Genomic DNA, 14159 nt, shown 5'->3' with positions numbered 1-14159 from the left:
CCGCACCCCATCTTCGATCCTGAGTTGCCTCACCACCCCGACGGGGTCCGAATCACGATCACGGAGGACACTCATGAAGATCACCCTCCCGTTGCCTCGCACGCTGACATCCCTGTTCGTCATCGCCATGGAGCACCTGCCGTTCGACCTCGGATCATTCGTGCCGTGGCGGGTCGCAGGCCCCTACAAGAAGGCCGCGATCAGCGCGATCGGCAGCCGGTCCCTCACCGTGACCCACCACGCGACCCCGTGGAAGCCGGTCGGAGCCGTGCTCACGGACGACGACAGGCGCCGCCTCCGCCGCACGAAGCAGCACATCGTGGTCTGTGCCACGGCGCCCCCGCACACGCTTCCCGTCAATGTGCAGGCGGCGCGGGCGGTCGCCCGGGCGCTGGCCCGGGAATGCGACGGAGTCCTGATCGATCCCCTGACCGGCTCCACCATCCTGACCTGCGGCAGATGCGCGGGCGAGCCGCCGGACTTCAGCCTGGCGGACGACTGGCTGGGCTGGGACGTCCAGGTCCACGACGACGCCACCTGCCCGCCGTGGGATCCTGCCGACACGGCCGTGTGCGACTGCCTGCGCGTCACCTCGCGCGGCCTGCGCCGCTTCGCCCTGCCGGAGATCACCCTCGACGGCGCCGCCTGCGCCCACAACCTGTGCGCGACCAACCTCCTGCGCACGGTGGCCCACCGCCTGCTCACGGATCACCTGGCCTACGTCGCCACCCACCCCGACGCCGGCAAACGGCAGATAGACGACTTCCTCCACATCCAGCCGACAGAGGGCGGAGGCCACCCGTTCGGCGTCCAGCTGACCCCGTACGACGCGGAGGCGGGCGAGCTGGGCCGCACCGGCAGCATCCGCCGCTTGAAGGCCGGCCCCGCCCCGGGCACAGGCCAGGTGACCTGCCTGAAGGTCGGCCCACCCTCCGGCTTCACCGGCTCACTGAACGACTGGCTCTGCGCCACCCACGCGACCACCCACCACGCCGCCCTGACCTCGATCGACGGCCTCACCCCCGATCCGGCCCGGCTCCTCGCGGCCTAGCCAGATCAACCCCGCCGACCTGATGGAAGGTCTTGATCCACTTGCTGGAGGAGATCCATGGTGCGCAGATTCGTGCCAGGCATCGACGGAAACGCCGCGCAGGGTCGGGTGGCCGGCGAGGGCCGCAAGGTCGGTGCCTGGTGCGATGCCGAGCACTGCGCTGTGATCATCGGCGCGTCACCGATGCTCGGGATCCGATCGCCGGTGCGCATGCGGCAGGATCGGAGCCATGAGAAGCCTGTACCCGCCCATCGAGCCCTACGACTCCGGCCTCCTCGACGTCGGTGACGGCAACCGGATCTACTGGGAGGTCTGCGGCAACCCCGACGGGAAGCCGGCCGTCATGTTGCACGGCGGGCCGGGCGGCGGGTGCACCGCCAAGCACCGCCGTCAGTGGAACCCCGATCTCTACCGGATCGTCCTGTTCGACCAGCGCAACTGCGGGCGGAGCCTGCCGCATGCCAGCGACCCGGCCACCGACCTGAGTGCCAACACCACCTGGCACCTGGTGGCGGACATGGAGCGGCTGCGGGAGCACCTCGGCATCGACAGGTGGCAGGTGTTCGGCGGGTCGTGGGGCAGCGCGCTGGCCCTGGCGTACGCGCAGACGCACCCCGACCGGACGACCGAGCTGGTGCTGCGCGGGATCTTCACGTTGCGGCCCCAGGAGCTGCGCTGGTTCTACCAGGAGGGCGCCTGCTACCTGTTCCCGGACCTGTGGGAGCGGTACGTGGCTCCGATCCCGGAGGAGGAGCGGGGCGATCTGATGGCAGCCTTCCGGCGGCGGCTCGAAGGGGACGATGACGACGCGAGGCTGGCGGCGGCCAAGGCCTGGTCGCAGTGGGAGGGAGGCACGGTCACGTTGCTGCCCGATCCCGAACTGGTCGCCGAGTTCGGCGAGGACAAGATGGCCGTCTGCTTCGCCCGCATCGAGAACCACTACTTCCATCACGGCGGCTGGTTCGAGCCCGATCAGCTCATCAGGGGCGTCGGCAAAATCCGGCACATCCCGGCGCTGATCGTGCAGGGGCGGTACGACACCTGCACGCCGATGGCCACCGCGTGGGACCTGCACAAGGCGTGGCCGGAGGCCGAGTTCCACGTGGTGCCGGACGCCGGGCACGCCTACTCCGAGCCCGGCATCCTCGACCGGCTGATCGAAGCGACGGACCGCTGGGGTGGATCCGCAGCGTAGCGAGGACATCCGCCCCAGCACGCCAGCCCCGCCCGGCCAAACAAACGCTGAGTGGGGCTGAGGTGTAGGGACCTCAGCGTGCTGCGCGTTTCCGTGCCTCGCCACGGGTGCCCTCCGCATCCGCCCCCGTCGACGGAGGCTCTCCTTGGGGGAGCCGTACACCGGTGGAGATCTTCTTGGAGAGGGCGAGGGGCGGTGAGAGGCGGTGCCGGTCGGCCAGCGTGTCGGCGGCTCCATGACGGCCGGCACGCGACGAGGCGGTACGTGCGGAAAACCGGGCCAGGCGAGCGCGCGCGAGGCGTACGACAGGGGTGACGGCGCCCACGACCAGCAGGGCGAACAGCGGCGCCAGCGTCAGCCCGAGCAGGAGGCCCGCGGCCACGTCGTGCGGATAGTGCACGCCCACGAACACCCGCGAGAACGCCATGACCGCCGCCAGCGGGAACACCACCCAAGCCACGGCCCGCCAGGCCAGCACCAGCGTGGCCGCCGCGCCGGCCGCGACCACGGAGTGGTTGCTGGGGAAGGACCAGTCGGCCGGCGGCGGGCACTCGGCGATCGTCGCGATCCCGCCGCGGCACGGCCGGTCCTCCCTGACGAAAATCTTGACGACCTCGCTCACGATGTATGCGAACACCACGCCGGCCGACCCGGCCATCACCAGCGCCAGGTCGCGTGCCGGCGCTCGCCACGCCCGCAGCGCCGCGACCGCGAACAGCGCCACGAACACGAACATCCCGGCGTCCGTGCCCACTTCGGCGAGCGTGTGGAGCCAGCCGGGCGTGGTGAGGGCGAGGTCGACGATGTCGCGGTACACACATGTCCAATCCGTGAACGGGCAATGGACATGATCTTACGAACCATGGTCATCAGATTCCTCGACCATGTGGTGGAAAGTTCGATCAGAGCTCAGTCGTATGGCCGGTATGATCCCCAGGACGTCAAGGGTGATCTTCGCTGCTTTACCGGGCCTGAGGTTTACAACGTTCGGATCAACACGGCGTATTCGCAGCTCAGACCGGGTAGGAGGGCAGTCGTGATCGGAGAGCACGTGATCGTCGGCTACACCAGCGACCCGGGCGGGCAGGACGCTCTGGCCCTCGCCTCCACGATCACGCAGGTCACCGGCGGCGAGTTGACGGTGGCGACGATCTACCCGCCGGGCAGTCCGGGGCTGGCGGTGGAGGCGCAGGCCAACCTGGCGCACGCGGCCGAGAAGCTGGAGCCGATGCCGGCCGAGTACATCTCGTACGAGAGCCGGGGCACCGGTCGCGGCCTCTCGGTGCTGGCCAGCAGGATCAGGGCCGATTTGATCGTGGTCGGGTCGGCGGACGGCGGGCGGCACGGCCGCATCGCGATCGGCGCCACCTCCAACCACCTGCTCCACCTCTCGTCGGAGGCGGTCATGGTGACGCCCGCCGGCTACACCCCGGTCGGCGGCCCCGCCCGCCTCACGCTCGCCTACGTGCACCGGCCGCAGTGCGACGCGGCGGTCGAGCGGGTGGCGCAGGCGGCGCTGCGGTTCGGCGTGCCGCTCCGGCTGATCACGTTCGATCTGCGTACCGAGGACCCCGGCAAGCTCAGGGACGATCTCGCGCTGGCGGTGCGACTGGCCTGGGAGGGCACGGGGATCGAGGCGGAGGCGGAGGTGGCCGGTGGCCACGACGTGGCCGCCGCGATGGCGGACGTCGAGTGGCTGCCCGGCGAGCTGCTGGTCTGCGCGGCCAGCGAGGACGCCCAGCCCCACCGGGTGTTCCTGGGCGAGCTGTCCATGAAGATGTTGCGGGCCTCCCCCTGCCCCGTCACCGTGCTGCCCCGAGGCTTCTCCTGAGCCGTCCCTCTGCGGCCTCCGGGCTTCTTCCTTCCTGAGACTCCTGACGCTGTTCAGCGCCCGAGGCGGCTCGTGAGGCTGCTGGCTGCTCAGCGGCCCGAGCGGCCCCGGGTCCCTTAAGGCCGCGCTCAGCGCCCGCGAGCGGCCACCGTTTCGTACAGCTCCAGGTAGCGGTCGGCCATCACCGGCGGTGAGAAGCGGCGGCGGGCCTCCGCGCGGCACTCCTCGGGGTCGATCTCGTCCACCCGCAGCACCCACTCGGCCAGCTCCTCCTCACTGTCGGCCAGGAAGCCCGTGCGGCCGTGCTCGATGATCTCCGGTAGGCAGCCGCGCCGCAGCCCCACCGGCGGCACCCCGAGTGCCAGCGCCTCGACGACGGCCGTGCCGCCGGGCTCGTCCCACTGGATGGGGAAGAGCGCGGCGCGGGCGGAGGCGTACAGCCGGTCCCTGGCCGAGCCGCCCACCGCGCCGACCCACCGGACCAGCTCGCCGTCCAGATAGCGGGAGACCTGGTCGAGGTGGTAGCGGACGTCGGGGTGGCCGTGCAGGGGGTGGTACGGGTTCTGGGCCACGACGTCCAGCTCGCCAGGGGTGTCGCGCCCGCTGACGGGCCCGGCGAGCACCAGCGGCAGGCCGAGCTTCTGGCACAGCCTGGCCGCCACGTGCTGGCCCTTGAGCTGGCAGATCCGCCCCATGACCACGAAATGCTCGCCCCGCTCGACCCGTACGTCGCGGCCGGCGAGCGGGGTGGCCAGGTGGATCGCGCCGAGCGAGGCCGCGCGCAGGGCCTCGGGGGCGCGGGCGAGCTGCGACTCCGAGACGCCGTTGACGGCGATCGACGACGGGAACGCGCCGTAGAAGTCCGGATGTTTGTGCAGGTCCCAGTGGAGGGTGTGGAGGACGGGCGGCCCGCCGAGCGCGGACAGCACCGCGGGCCCGACCACCTCCAGGTGGTCGTGGACGAGGTCGATGTCGTCACGGGCGCGCAACTCGGCGACCACTCGCGCCTGGTGCGCGTGCGCGATGCCCATGACCTGGTTGTACGGCTTCTGCAGCTCCGTGAACTGGCCCTCGGCGTACACGCTGATCAGCTCGTCCACCTCGAGCGTGCTCGCCCCGACGGAGGCCAGGACCACATGGACGCCGCGTTCGCGCAGGGCGGGCACCAGCGTGGCCACCACGTTCTCGATACCGCCGTAGCCGGGAGGCGGAACCGTGAGCCACGGCCCCGCGTTCACCAGGACTTTCATGCCACATCCTCCTCCAGCAAAAGAGAGGCGAGCGGAGGTCGCTCGGCCACAGCCACGTCGACCAGGTCCGCCTGGCCGTCGAGGCCGAACTGGAGCAACGTGTGCGCGGGGGAAACCGACGCCATCACGCGGCCCTGGCGTTCCAGACGGGACCAGGCGGTGAGCATGATCTGGCCGGCCATCCGGCCGAGCGCGCTCATCGACTGGTGGGTGTGCGTACGGTGGCCGAGATCGACCTGCGCCATCGCGTCCAGCCCGATGTGCTGGAGGAGGTCGACCAGGAGGCCGAATTCCACGCCGTATTCGGTGACGAACGGAACCTGTTCGAGCACCGAGCGCCGGGCGGCGTATTCGCCGCCGAGCGGCTGGGCGAATCCGGCGAGTTCCGGCCAGAACATATTGATCAACGGCCTGGCCACCAGCTCGGTGACACGCCCGCCGCCGCCCCGCTGGACGGCGCCGTCCGCGCCGACGTACGGCCGCTCGTACGTGGCCTTGACGAAGTGGGTGCCGGAGTCCGCCAGGAGGGGTCCCAGCAGGCCGGACACGTAATGGGCGCCGAAACTACGCAGGTCGGCGTCCACGAACACGACGATGTCGCCGCCGGAGGCGGCCAATCCTTTCCACAGTGCCTCCCCCTTGCCCGTGAGGGCGGGCAGGTGGGAGAGAACCTCGTCCTGTGCCACCACGCGGGCACCGGCCTCCCGGGCCCGTTCGGCGGTGTTGTCGGTGGAGTTGGAGTCCACGACGAGGATCTCGTCGACGAGCGGTGTGCGCTCGACGAGGTCGCGGCGGATGATGGTAACGATGTCGCCCACCGTGCTTTCCTCGTCGCGCGCGGGCAGGACAACGCTCACCGTGGTGGGTCCCTTGGCCAGCATTAAAGCCTCGACCGGCCACTCGGCAGCTGTGCTCGAGTGCTGGCCGTACCACTCCCGGACTCTGGCCAAGGCTCGCAGATCTGTCTCCATGCAGTCAGCCCCGATCTCATGCGGTCACGACTTCTGCCCGAGATATATGCGTTTGAACCTATTTGTTTGCCCACGCCCAGACGTGGCATATGCCGTGTTGTGTCCCCAACGACCCGTATCGGCATCGTAGGTGCCGGAAATGTCGCCGCTCGCCACGCAGACGTCCTGTCCGGCTTTCCCGATGTCACGATCGCTGGAATCGCCGACACAGACCGCCACAGGGCCGAGTCTCTGGCCTCGAAGCACGGCTGCCCCGCCTATGGCAGCCATGCCGACCTGCTCAGTGCCGGCAACCTGGATGCAGTCTACGTTTGCGTGCCGCCTTTCGCGCACGGCAGCCCGGAACATGACGCCCTATCATGCGATCTCCCTATATTTGTGGAAAAGCCGCTGTCACTGGACCTCCAAACAGCGGAAAAGATCGCTGCCGAGGTCGAGCGGAGGTCCCTGCCGTCCGCGGTCGGCCACCACTGGCGCTACCTCGGCATCGTCGAGCGCGCCCAGAGCCTGCTGGACGGCCGCCCGGTACGCCTCGCGCTCGGCCACTGGCTCGACAAGGTCCCCCCGGTCGGCTGGTGGCTCAACCGCAGCATGTCCGGCGGCCAGATCCTCGAACAGGCCGTCCACGTGCTGGACCTGGCCCGGGTCCTGGTGGGCGAGGTGGCCATGGTGCACGCCGTGCCCGAGGAGAACACGGTGGACGGCGAGGTGGACCGGGCCACGGCGGCGGTGATGCGCTTCGCCGGCGGCGCGGCCGGGCTCCTGGCCACCTCGTGCCTGCTCACCCACAAGCACCGGGTGGGGCTGGAGGTCTGCGCCGACGGCATCGCGCTGGAGCTGAGCGAGACGCGGCTGCTGGTCGACGGCGCGCACGTGATCGAGGACGACGGTCTCGCCAAGACGAGGGTGGACAGGGAGTTCATCGACGCCGTCCAGGGGAAGGACGCGGACGTGCGCGTGCCGTACCGCGAGGCCCTGCGGACCCACCGCCTGGCGCTGGCGCTCGCACACTCCGCCGCGGAACGGAGGCCGGTGATGCTCGATGATTAAGACTCTCAGCATCGAGGCGCCCGGGCGGGTGGCGCTGGTCGAGGAGAAGCTGCCGGACGTGCCGGAGGGCGGTTTCCTGGTGGCGACCACGTACAGCGGGGTCTCGGCCGGGACGGAGCTGACCTACGTCAAGGGCACCAACCCCTACCTGACCTCGACGTGGGACCAGGCGCTCGGGCTGTTCACCGAGGGCACTCCGGCCGTCGAGTATCCCGTGCGCGGCATCGGATACATGCAGGTCGGCCAGGTGGTGGAGACGCGTACGCGGGCCGTGCGCGAGGGCGCGCCGGTCGCGATGTGCTACGGGCACCGCACGGCGTACGTGGCCGACCCGATGAAGGACCGGTTCGTCGAGCTGCCCGACGACCTCGACCCGCTGCTCGGCATCTACGTCGCCCACATGGGGCCGATCTGCGCCAACGGCCTGCTGCACGCCGCCCACGACCTGCACGGCTCCGCCGTGCGGCAGCTGGGCGACGGCGTGCGCGGCCGCCGCGTCGTGGTCGTGGGCGCGGGCGTGGTCGGGCTGCTGACCGCCTGCTTCGCCCGGTCAGGCGGCGCGGCAGAGGTCGTCGTGGTGGACGAGACCCCGGCCAGGCTCACCGTCGCCGAGGCGCTCGGCATGGAGGTCATGGCCGCCGGCGACGATCCCGCGGTGGAGCTGAAGCGCCGCTGGCGGCACGCGCCCAACGATCGCGGTGCCGACGTGGTGTTCCAGTGCCGCGGGCAGCCCAGGGCGCTGGCGCTCGGGCTGCGGCTGCTGCGGCCGCAGGGCACGCTGATCGACCTGGCCTTCTACACGGACGGCGCCCAGGAGGTGCGGCTCGGCGAGGAGTTCCACCACAACGGGCTGACCGTGCGCTGTGCCCAGATCGGCAGGGTGCCGCGCGGCCTGTCCCACGCCTGGGACAGGGAGCGGCTGTCGTACGAGACGATCACCCTGCTCAGGGAGCACGGCGAGACCCTACGCGACCACCTGGTCACCGACGTCGTCGCGTTCACCGACGCCCCCGGGTTCCTCGCCGATCTCGCCGCCCGGCGCCGACACACCATTCAGGCCGTGTTCAGCAACCACGTCGAGGAGGAGGGCGGCTGACCAGCTGAAGTCCCAGCAGCCGTGCCCCCGGAACGTCAACGGGTCGAAGTACTCGCGGAAGCCGGAGTGCATCAGCACGTTGAGCATCCCGTCGGCGAGCGGCGCCGCCAGGTCGGGACGGCGGTCCCTGAGCCCCTGCCAGACCAGCCAGCTGAGGTTGACCCAGCTCGGGCCCCGCCAGTAGCGGACAGGGTCGAACTCGGGCGCGGACGGCGAGAAGCTCGGCAGGACGCCGTCCTTCAGGGCGAACCGGTCCAGCGCGGTCCCGATCAACGCGTCGGCGATCTCGTCCGGCAGCCCGGGCAGCATGAGCGGCGTGAGCCCGGCGGCGCTCGCCGAGTGGATCAGCCGCCCGGTGTTCAGGTCGCGCGGCTGGAAGAGGCCGCCGTCGAAGAGGTGCTCGACCATGGCCGCGGTGACGGCGGCGGCCTCCCGCTCGTGGGGCTCGGGGTCGAGGCCGCACACCTCCGCGATCTTGGCGAGGGTGGACTCGGCCACGCCGTACGCGGCGTTGAACAGGGGATCCTCGACATGGAACGCGCCAGGCCGGCGGTAGCCGGAGTCGCGGTAGTCCCGGGCGAGCGCCACGTAACGCTCGTAGTCGCGGTCGGTCGGCCGTTCGTCGGCGGCGACGGCGTCGAGGTCCCTGCGGACGAAGCCGACCGGCCGGTCCTGTACGGCCTGGAGCGGCAGGTCCCAGGCCGGGCTGTTGTCCATGCCCGACTCCCAGGGGTGCACGATCGAGATCAGGCCCTCGGGCGAGCGCCGGGCCGCGCGCAGGAACTCCTGCTGCGCCACCAGCCGAGGGTAGATCCGGCGCAGGAAGGCCGGGTCGGGCTCGGCCAGGTGCGTCTTCCACGCGGCCAGCGCGTGGACCGGCGGCTGGATGATGCCGGAGGTGGCCGTCCCGGACGGCGCGCGGGTCTGCCAGAAGTCCGGGCCGGGGAAGTAGGCGCCGTCCGGCACCTTCGGGTTGAACACGATGTGCGGCACCCGGCCGTCGGCCCACTGCGCCCCGAACAGGCTGAGCAGCTCCGACCTGGCCCTTCTCGGCGCCCAGCGGGCATGGCCGATTGCGATGAAGGCAGAGTCCCAGCTCCACTGATGGGGATAGAGACGGCGGGAGGGAACCGTGTAACTGCCGTCCCAGTTCGCCACGAGGACGCGGACGGCGTCGCGGAGGATCATAGGAACTTCCTGATGAAGGCCGCTGTCTGGGGAAGGACGATCTCGGGCTCGCCGCGCAGGCGGCATTCGAGCGCGAGGTAGCCGTCGTAGCCGTGGGCGTCGAGTGTGGCGAGCTCCGCGCCCCAGTCGATGTGGCCGGTGCCCGGCTGGTTCCTGTTGGACTCGCTGATCTGCATGTGCGCGAGGTAGGGGGCGGCCTCGGCCAGCGAGCGGCAGGGGTCGTCCTCCTCGATGTTCATGTGGTACGTGTCGCCGACGACCCTGATCGAGTCCATGGCGCAGTAGGAGATTGCCTCGGCCAGCGTGTTGACCATGTGGTTCTCGTACCGGTTGAGCGGCTCCAGCATGATCAGCACGCCGTTGCGCTGCGCGTGCTCGCCCAGGACGCCCAGCGCCTCGGCCAGCACCTCGCGGTCCTCCTCGGGGCTGCGGGGCGGCTCGAACGGGGGCAGCCGCCGGGAGAACTGCCCCCACGAGGCCGGGGTCATGACGCCGATGCCGCCCAGCTCGCCGATCACCGTGAGCTGGGACCTGAGCTGCTGGATGGCGTCCTTGCGCTTGGCGGGGTCGAAGTCGCCGATGAAGTGCGGCATGTCCACGCAGACCGTCGGCATGACGACGCCGTCGGCCAGGGCCCGCTTGAGCTCGGTCAGGCGCCCCGCGAAGTGGAAGTCCCCCTTTCCGCGCAGCTCGATGGCGTCGAACCCGGCGTCGACCGCGAACGCGAACTTCTCCTGCAGCGTGCGGCCAGGCAGAAGCTGCTCCTGTACGGCGAGCTTCACAGTTGCTACTCCTCGAATCGGAAGACGAGCTGGAGCACTTCGGAGGGATTTTTGTCGAGCAGATCGAAGGCCTCCGCGGCCCGCTCGACGGGGACCACGTGGGTGATGAGCTCGTCGACCTCGACCTCGCCGCGGTGCACGAGCTCCATGAACGTGCGCTGCAGGCGCTCGACGTCCCACCGGTGCGCCAGCCACGAGGCCACGCCGCCGATCTGGGAGGAGACGAGCTGGACCTGGTTGTGGTGGAACTCCTCGCCCAGCCGCAGCCCGATGCCGTCGCCCTGGTAGAAGCCGGCGGCCACGACCCGGCCGCCCTTGCGGACGGTCCTGATGGCCTCGTGCAGTCCGAGGTGGCTGCCGCTGAGCTCGATGACGGTGTCGGCGCCGTCGACGCGCTTGCGCATGAACTCGGCCACCGAGCCGTCTTCCACGTCGAACGTCTCGGCGGCGCCGTACTTCCTGGCGAGCTCGAGCCGGTCGGGGATGGCGTCGGCGGCGACCACGCGGGCGCCGCTGAGCACCGCCAGGCGGGTGGCGAGCAGCCCGATGACGCCCTGGCCGAAGACCGCGATCTGGTCGCCCAGGTGCACGTCGGCGGCGTGGACGGCATTGAGCGCGATGGCGCCCACGCGGGCGAAGACGCCGGTCAGCGGGTCGGCGCCGGTCGGCAGCACGTGGCCGACCAGCTTCTCCGCCGGGACGACGGCCTCGGCGCGGTGGCCCCAGATGCCCCACACGAGGCTTCCGATGGGGGGATCGGCGACGTCGGGCGCCGCCTCCACCACCTCGCCGACCTCCTGGTATCCCCAGCCGGACAGTGGGTAGGCATGGGTGTGACCGTCGACGAAGAGCCGGCGCTCGGTGTCCCACCTGCGATTGAGGTACGGGTTGGTTCCGCGGTAGGCCGTGAGCTCGGTGCCTGCTGAGACGCCGGAATAGATCGTTCTAACCCGGACGGAGCCTGGCACGAGCTCGGCGGGAGATTCCAGGCCCACGCGGACATGGCCCGGCTCCTCGAAGGTGATGACGCGCATTCCCCACACTTACGCTTAATGATCAAACAAAAGGCAAAGATTTATTGCTTGTTTGCACACGATAGATGCGCACGTAACACTCTTAAGTCTACGACTTCTGCAGGAGGCTGCTGATGAAATTGGGCTTTCTGACCGCGTGTCTTGTGGAAAGCGACCTTACCGACATCGCGGACTGGGCTGTACACCAGGGCTTCGAGGCTCTGGAGGTGGCCGGCTGGCCGTCCTCGGATGGCCGAAGTCACATTAAGGTAGATCGTTTTGGAGACTCCGAATATGATCGAATTCGGGGCATCTTCACCAAAACCGGACTAACCCTTTCCTCGATCGCGTACTACGAGAACAACCTGCATCCGGAGCACGGACCGCAGGTCAACGCCCATGTCCGGCGCTGCGTCGACGCCGCCGCCGCACTCGGCTGCCCCACGGTCGGCACGTTCGTGGGCCGTGACCCCGGCCGGTCGGTACGCGACAACCTGGAACGCGCCATCGACGTCTTCGGGCCGCTGGTGGAGTACGCCAGGCAGCGCGACGTCGAGATCGTCATCGAGAACTGCGTGATGAAGAGCTGGCATCCCGACGGATATCCGGGCAATCTCGCCTACTCCCCCGAGCTGTGGGAGTGGATGTTCGGCCTCGGGCTCAAGCTCAACTACGACCCCTCGCACCTGGTCGCGCTCGGGATCGACCCGGTCGCGGCGATGCGTCCCTACATCGGCGACATCGCCCACGTCCAGGCCAAGGACACCGAGTTCCTGCCCGGGCAGCTCGACCGCTACGGCTTCTACGGCCCGGTCACCGGCGAGAAGGGCTGGTACCGCTTCCGCGTGCCCGGCCTCGGCCGGATCGACTGGACGCGGGTGATCGACGCGCTGTACGAGGGCGGCTACGACGGGGTGGTCTCCGTCGAGCACGAGGACCCCGTGTGGAGTGGAAACACGGACAGGGTACAGACCGGTCTCGGTATCGCTTATCGCACGTTGCGCCATCTGATCCCGGGGTAAGGGCGGCATATCCCCAATCAGAGGAGCGTGCTATGCCGAAGAAGGTAACCGCCGTCCTCTCCGTCGCGCTGCTGGCGGCCGCCACACTGACGGCCTGCGGCGACGACGGTGGCGAGCAGCAGGGCTCGGCCAACAAGATCACGGTCTGGACCGAGGAGAACCTCGCGGACCGGATGAGCGTGCAGAAGCAGATCGTCGCCGAGTTCACCCAGAAGACCGGGATCCAGGTCGAGTTGGTCGGCGTGGCCGAGGACCAGTTCAGCCAGACCATGACGGCCGCCGCCGCGGCCGATGACCTCCCCGACGTCATCGGCGCGCTGCCGCTGGCGCAGGTCCGCGAGATGGAGGCCAATGAGCTGCTCGACACCGAGACCCCCGGCAAGGTCGTGGACCAGCTGGGCAGGAGCTCCTTCTCCCCCCGCGCCCTGGAGCTCGACACCTCGGAGGGCAAACTGCTCGCGGTGCCCAGCGACGGCTGGGCGCAGCTGATCCTCTACCGCAAGGATCTGTTCGACAAGGCCGGGCTGCAGCCGCCGGACACGTACGAGGCCCTGCAGGCGGCCGCCGAGAAGCTCAACACGAGCGGGGTCGCGGGCATCACGCTGGCGATCGCGCCGAAAGACTCGTTCACCGCGCAGAGCTTCGAGCACGTGGCGCAGGCGAACGGGTGCCAGCTGGTCGACAATTCCGGAAATGTCACCCTTGACTCGCCGCAGTGCGCGCGGGCCTTCGAGTTCTACGCGAACCTCGCCAAGAACCACTCCGTCAAGGGCAAGCAGGACGTCGACACCACCAGGGCCACCTACTTCTCCGGCAAGGCGGCCATGATGATCTGGTCGTCGTTCATCCTGGACGAGATGGCGGGGCTGCGGAAGGACGCGCTGCCGAGCTGCCCGCAGTGCCGCGAGGACCCCGAGTGGCTGGCCAAGAACACCGGCGTGGTCACGGCGCTGAAGGGGCCCGACGGGAGCGCTCCCGCCCAGTACGGCGAGATCGTCTCGTGGGTGATCACCCGTGACGCGGCCAAGGACCCGGCCGCCAAGTTCGTGGCGTTCATGATGAACGAGGGCTACGAGCGCTGGATCGGGATGGCGCCCGAGGGCAAGTTCCCCACCCGCGCGAACTTCGCCGAGCAGTGGAACAAGCTGCCCGCCGGCGTGGACACCAAGAAGCCGCTGTCCGAGGTCTACCCGGCCGACGTGCTGGAGGCGCTGCGCAAGAGCCCCGACACGTTCGCCCGCTGGGGGATCCCGCAGGGGCAGGGCAAGCTGGTCGGCGCCACGATGGGCGAGCTTCCCGTGCCCAAGGCGCTGAGCGCGATCGTGGACGGATCGCTCACCCCGCAGGCCGCCGCCGCCCAGGCCAAGGCCGACGTGGAGACGATCAAACGCGGGATCCGGCAGTGATCGGCCGCACCGGAAACCTTCGCCGCACCACTGGACCCGCGCCTTCCCTCACCGATCCGGAGCCCACGCCCTCCCCAGAGCGCGGCTCCCACCGGCCGCGAGGGCGTGACCTCCTCTCGGGGAGAAGCGGCGGGAGCGACGGCGAGCGGCGACGCACTCCGGCGGGGCGCCTTTCGGGGCAGGGACCGGGAGGTGGCGACGGCGGCGATCACTCGCGGGACGGGAACGCCCATAGCGGCCGCCCCCGGGACGAAGCGGCACGCACGGGGGCAGCCGCACCCACCGGTTCAGCCGCACGTACGGG

The 14159-nt window shown here is 69.9% G+C and carries 12 protein-coding genes and 1 pseudogene; 7 read left to right on the top strand and 6 right to left on the bottom strand.

The features are described 5' to 3' along the window. The first annotated feature begins 73 nt into the window (after positions 1-73). Positions 74-1051 (top strand): hypothetical protein, encoded by a 978-nt coding sequence (locus tag ID574_RS20725; RefSeq protein WP_188190575.1) that lies wholly within the window; start codon positions 74-76, stop codon positions 1049-1051. Between the two features lie 229 nt (positions 1052-1280). Beyond that, positions 1281-2246: a prolyl aminopeptidase gene (gene pip, locus ID574_RS20720; protein WP_188190574.1), complete on the top strand. Its 966-nt coding sequence runs from the start codon at positions 1281-1283 to the stop codon at positions 2244-2246. A gap of 73 nt (positions 2247-2319) precedes the next feature. Here the strand turns inward: pip and ID574_RS20715 are convergent, their stop codons facing one another. After that, a complete protein-coding gene (locus ID574_RS20715) occupies positions 2320-3063 on the bottom strand; it encodes a phosphatase PAP2 family protein (protein WP_223166908.1) in 744 nt (247 codons plus the stop codon). Positions 3064-3282: 219 nt separating this feature from the next. Between ID574_RS20715 and ID574_RS20710 the strand changes: the two genes are divergently transcribed. After that, entirely contained in the window at positions 3283-4077 is a 795-nt protein-coding gene (locus ID574_RS20710) for a universal stress protein (protein ID WP_223166907.1), read from the top strand. Between the two features lie 128 nt (positions 4078-4205). Here ID574_RS20710 and ID574_RS20705 read toward each other — a convergent pair whose 3' ends face one another. Beyond that, on the bottom strand, positions 4206-5327 hold the full coding sequence (locus ID574_RS20705; RefSeq protein ID WP_188190573.1) for a glycosyltransferase: 1122 nt from the start codon (positions 5325-5327) through the stop codon (positions 4206-4208). Further along, the gene (locus ID574_RS20700; RefSeq protein ID WP_188190572.1) at positions 5324-6298 is read right to left on the bottom strand and encodes a glucosyl-3-phosphoglycerate synthase; all 975 of its coding nucleotides are present in this window, start codon (positions 6296-6298) and stop codon (positions 5324-5326) included. The genes ID574_RS20705 and ID574_RS20700 overlap by 4 nt, the downstream gene beginning before the upstream one ends. Before the next feature lie 18 nt (positions 6299-6316). On the opposite strand from ID574_RS20700, the gene ID574_RS20695 reads away from it, so the two are divergent. Together ID574_RS20695 and ID574_RS20690 are read left to right on the top strand one after the other, a co-directional pair. Beyond that, the gene (locus ID574_RS20695) at positions 6317-7348 is read left to right on the top strand and encodes a Gfo/Idh/MocA family protein (RefSeq protein WP_188190571.1); all 1032 of its coding nucleotides are present in this window, start codon (positions 6317-6319) and stop codon (positions 7346-7348) included. Then, positions 7341-8444, top strand: coding sequence for a zinc-dependent alcohol dehydrogenase (locus ID574_RS20690; protein ID WP_188190570.1), 1104 nt, complete (start codon positions 7341-7343; stop codon positions 8442-8444). Before ID574_RS20695 ends, ID574_RS20690 begins: the two co-directional genes overlap by 8 nt. A 9-nt stretch (positions 8445-8453) precedes the next feature. Here ID574_RS20690 and ID574_RS62845 read toward each other — a convergent pair. The 3 genes and pseudogenes from ID574_RS62845 to ID574_RS20675 form a co-directional block, all read right to left on the bottom strand. Continuing rightward, positions 8454-9632: pseudogene (locus ID574_RS62845) on the bottom strand (MGH1-like glycoside hydrolase domain-containing protein); the annotation flags it as partial. Then, positions 9629-10414 carry a sugar phosphate isomerase/epimerase family protein gene (locus tag ID574_RS20680; RefSeq protein WP_188190569.1) on the bottom strand — a complete coding sequence of 262 codons (786 nt, stop codon included), beginning with the start codon at positions 10412-10414 and terminating at the stop codon, positions 9629-9631. The gene ID574_RS20680 and the pseudogene ID574_RS62845, both read right to left, overlap by 4 nt. Positions 10415-10419: 5 nt before the next feature. Beyond that, on the bottom strand, positions 10420-11448 hold the full coding sequence (locus ID574_RS20675; protein WP_188190568.1) for a zinc-dependent alcohol dehydrogenase: 1029 nt from the start codon (positions 11446-11448) through the stop codon (positions 10420-10422). A 113-nt stretch (positions 11449-11561) separates the two neighbouring features. Here ID574_RS20675 and ID574_RS20670 point away from each other — a divergent pair, with 113 nt between their 5' ends. Together ID574_RS20670 and ID574_RS20665 are read left to right on the top strand one after the other, a co-directional pair. After that, positions 11562-12449 (top strand): sugar phosphate isomerase/epimerase family protein, encoded by an 888-nt coding sequence (locus tag ID574_RS20670; protein WP_188190567.1) that lies wholly within the window; start codon positions 11562-11564, stop codon positions 12447-12449. A gap of 32 nt (positions 12450-12481) precedes the next feature. Then, complete coding sequence (locus tag ID574_RS20665; RefSeq protein ID WP_188190566.1) at positions 12482-13855, top strand: ABC transporter substrate-binding protein; 1374 nt, start codon at positions 12482-12484, stop codon at positions 13853-13855. Positions 13856-14159 lie beyond the last annotated feature (304 nt).

This window comes from Nonomuraea sp. SYSU D8015, assembly GCF_008065375.1.
GTDB lineage: Bacteria > Actinomycetota > Actinomycetes > Streptosporangiales > Streptosporangiaceae > Nonomuraea.
The sequence above is the reverse complement of the archived record's forward strand: the minus strand, read 5'-3'. Positions and strand labels throughout refer to the sequence as shown.

Bases quoted from the DNA above. Each gene is read 5' to 3' on its own strand.
- ID574_RS20725 (WP_188190575.1), top strand. From the start codon at position 74: ATGAAGATCACCCTCCCGTTGCCTCGCACGCTGACATCCCTGTTCGTC.
- pip (WP_188190574.1), top strand. From the start codon at position 1,281: ATGAGAAGCCTGTACCCGCCCATCGAGCCCTACGACTCCGGCCTCCTC.
- ID574_RS20705 (WP_188190573.1), bottom strand. From the start codon at position 5,327: ATGAAAGTCCTGGTGAACGCGGGGCCGTGGCTCACGGTTCCGCCTCCC.
- ID574_RS20700 (WP_188190572.1), bottom strand. From the start codon at position 6,298: ATGGAGACAGATCTGCGAGCCTTGGCCAGAGTCCGGGAGTGGTACGGC.
- ID574_RS20695 (WP_188190571.1), top strand. From the start codon at position 6,317: ATGCGGTCACGACTTCTGCCCGAGATATATGCGTTTGAACCTATTTGT.
- ID574_RS20690 (WP_188190570.1), top strand. From the start codon at position 7,341: ATGATTAAGACTCTCAGCATCGAGGCGCCCGGGCGGGTGGCGCTGGTC.
- ID574_RS20675 (WP_188190568.1), bottom strand. From the start codon at position 11,448: ATGCGCGTCATCACCTTCGAGGAGCCGGGCCATGTCCGCGTGGGCCTG.
- ID574_RS20670 (WP_188190567.1), top strand. From the start codon at position 11,562: ATGAAATTGGGCTTTCTGACCGCGTGTCTTGTGGAAAGCGACCTTACC.
- ID574_RS20665 (WP_188190566.1), top strand. From the start codon at position 12,482: ATGCCGAAGAAGGTAACCGCCGTCCTCTCCGTCGCGCTGCTGGCGGCC.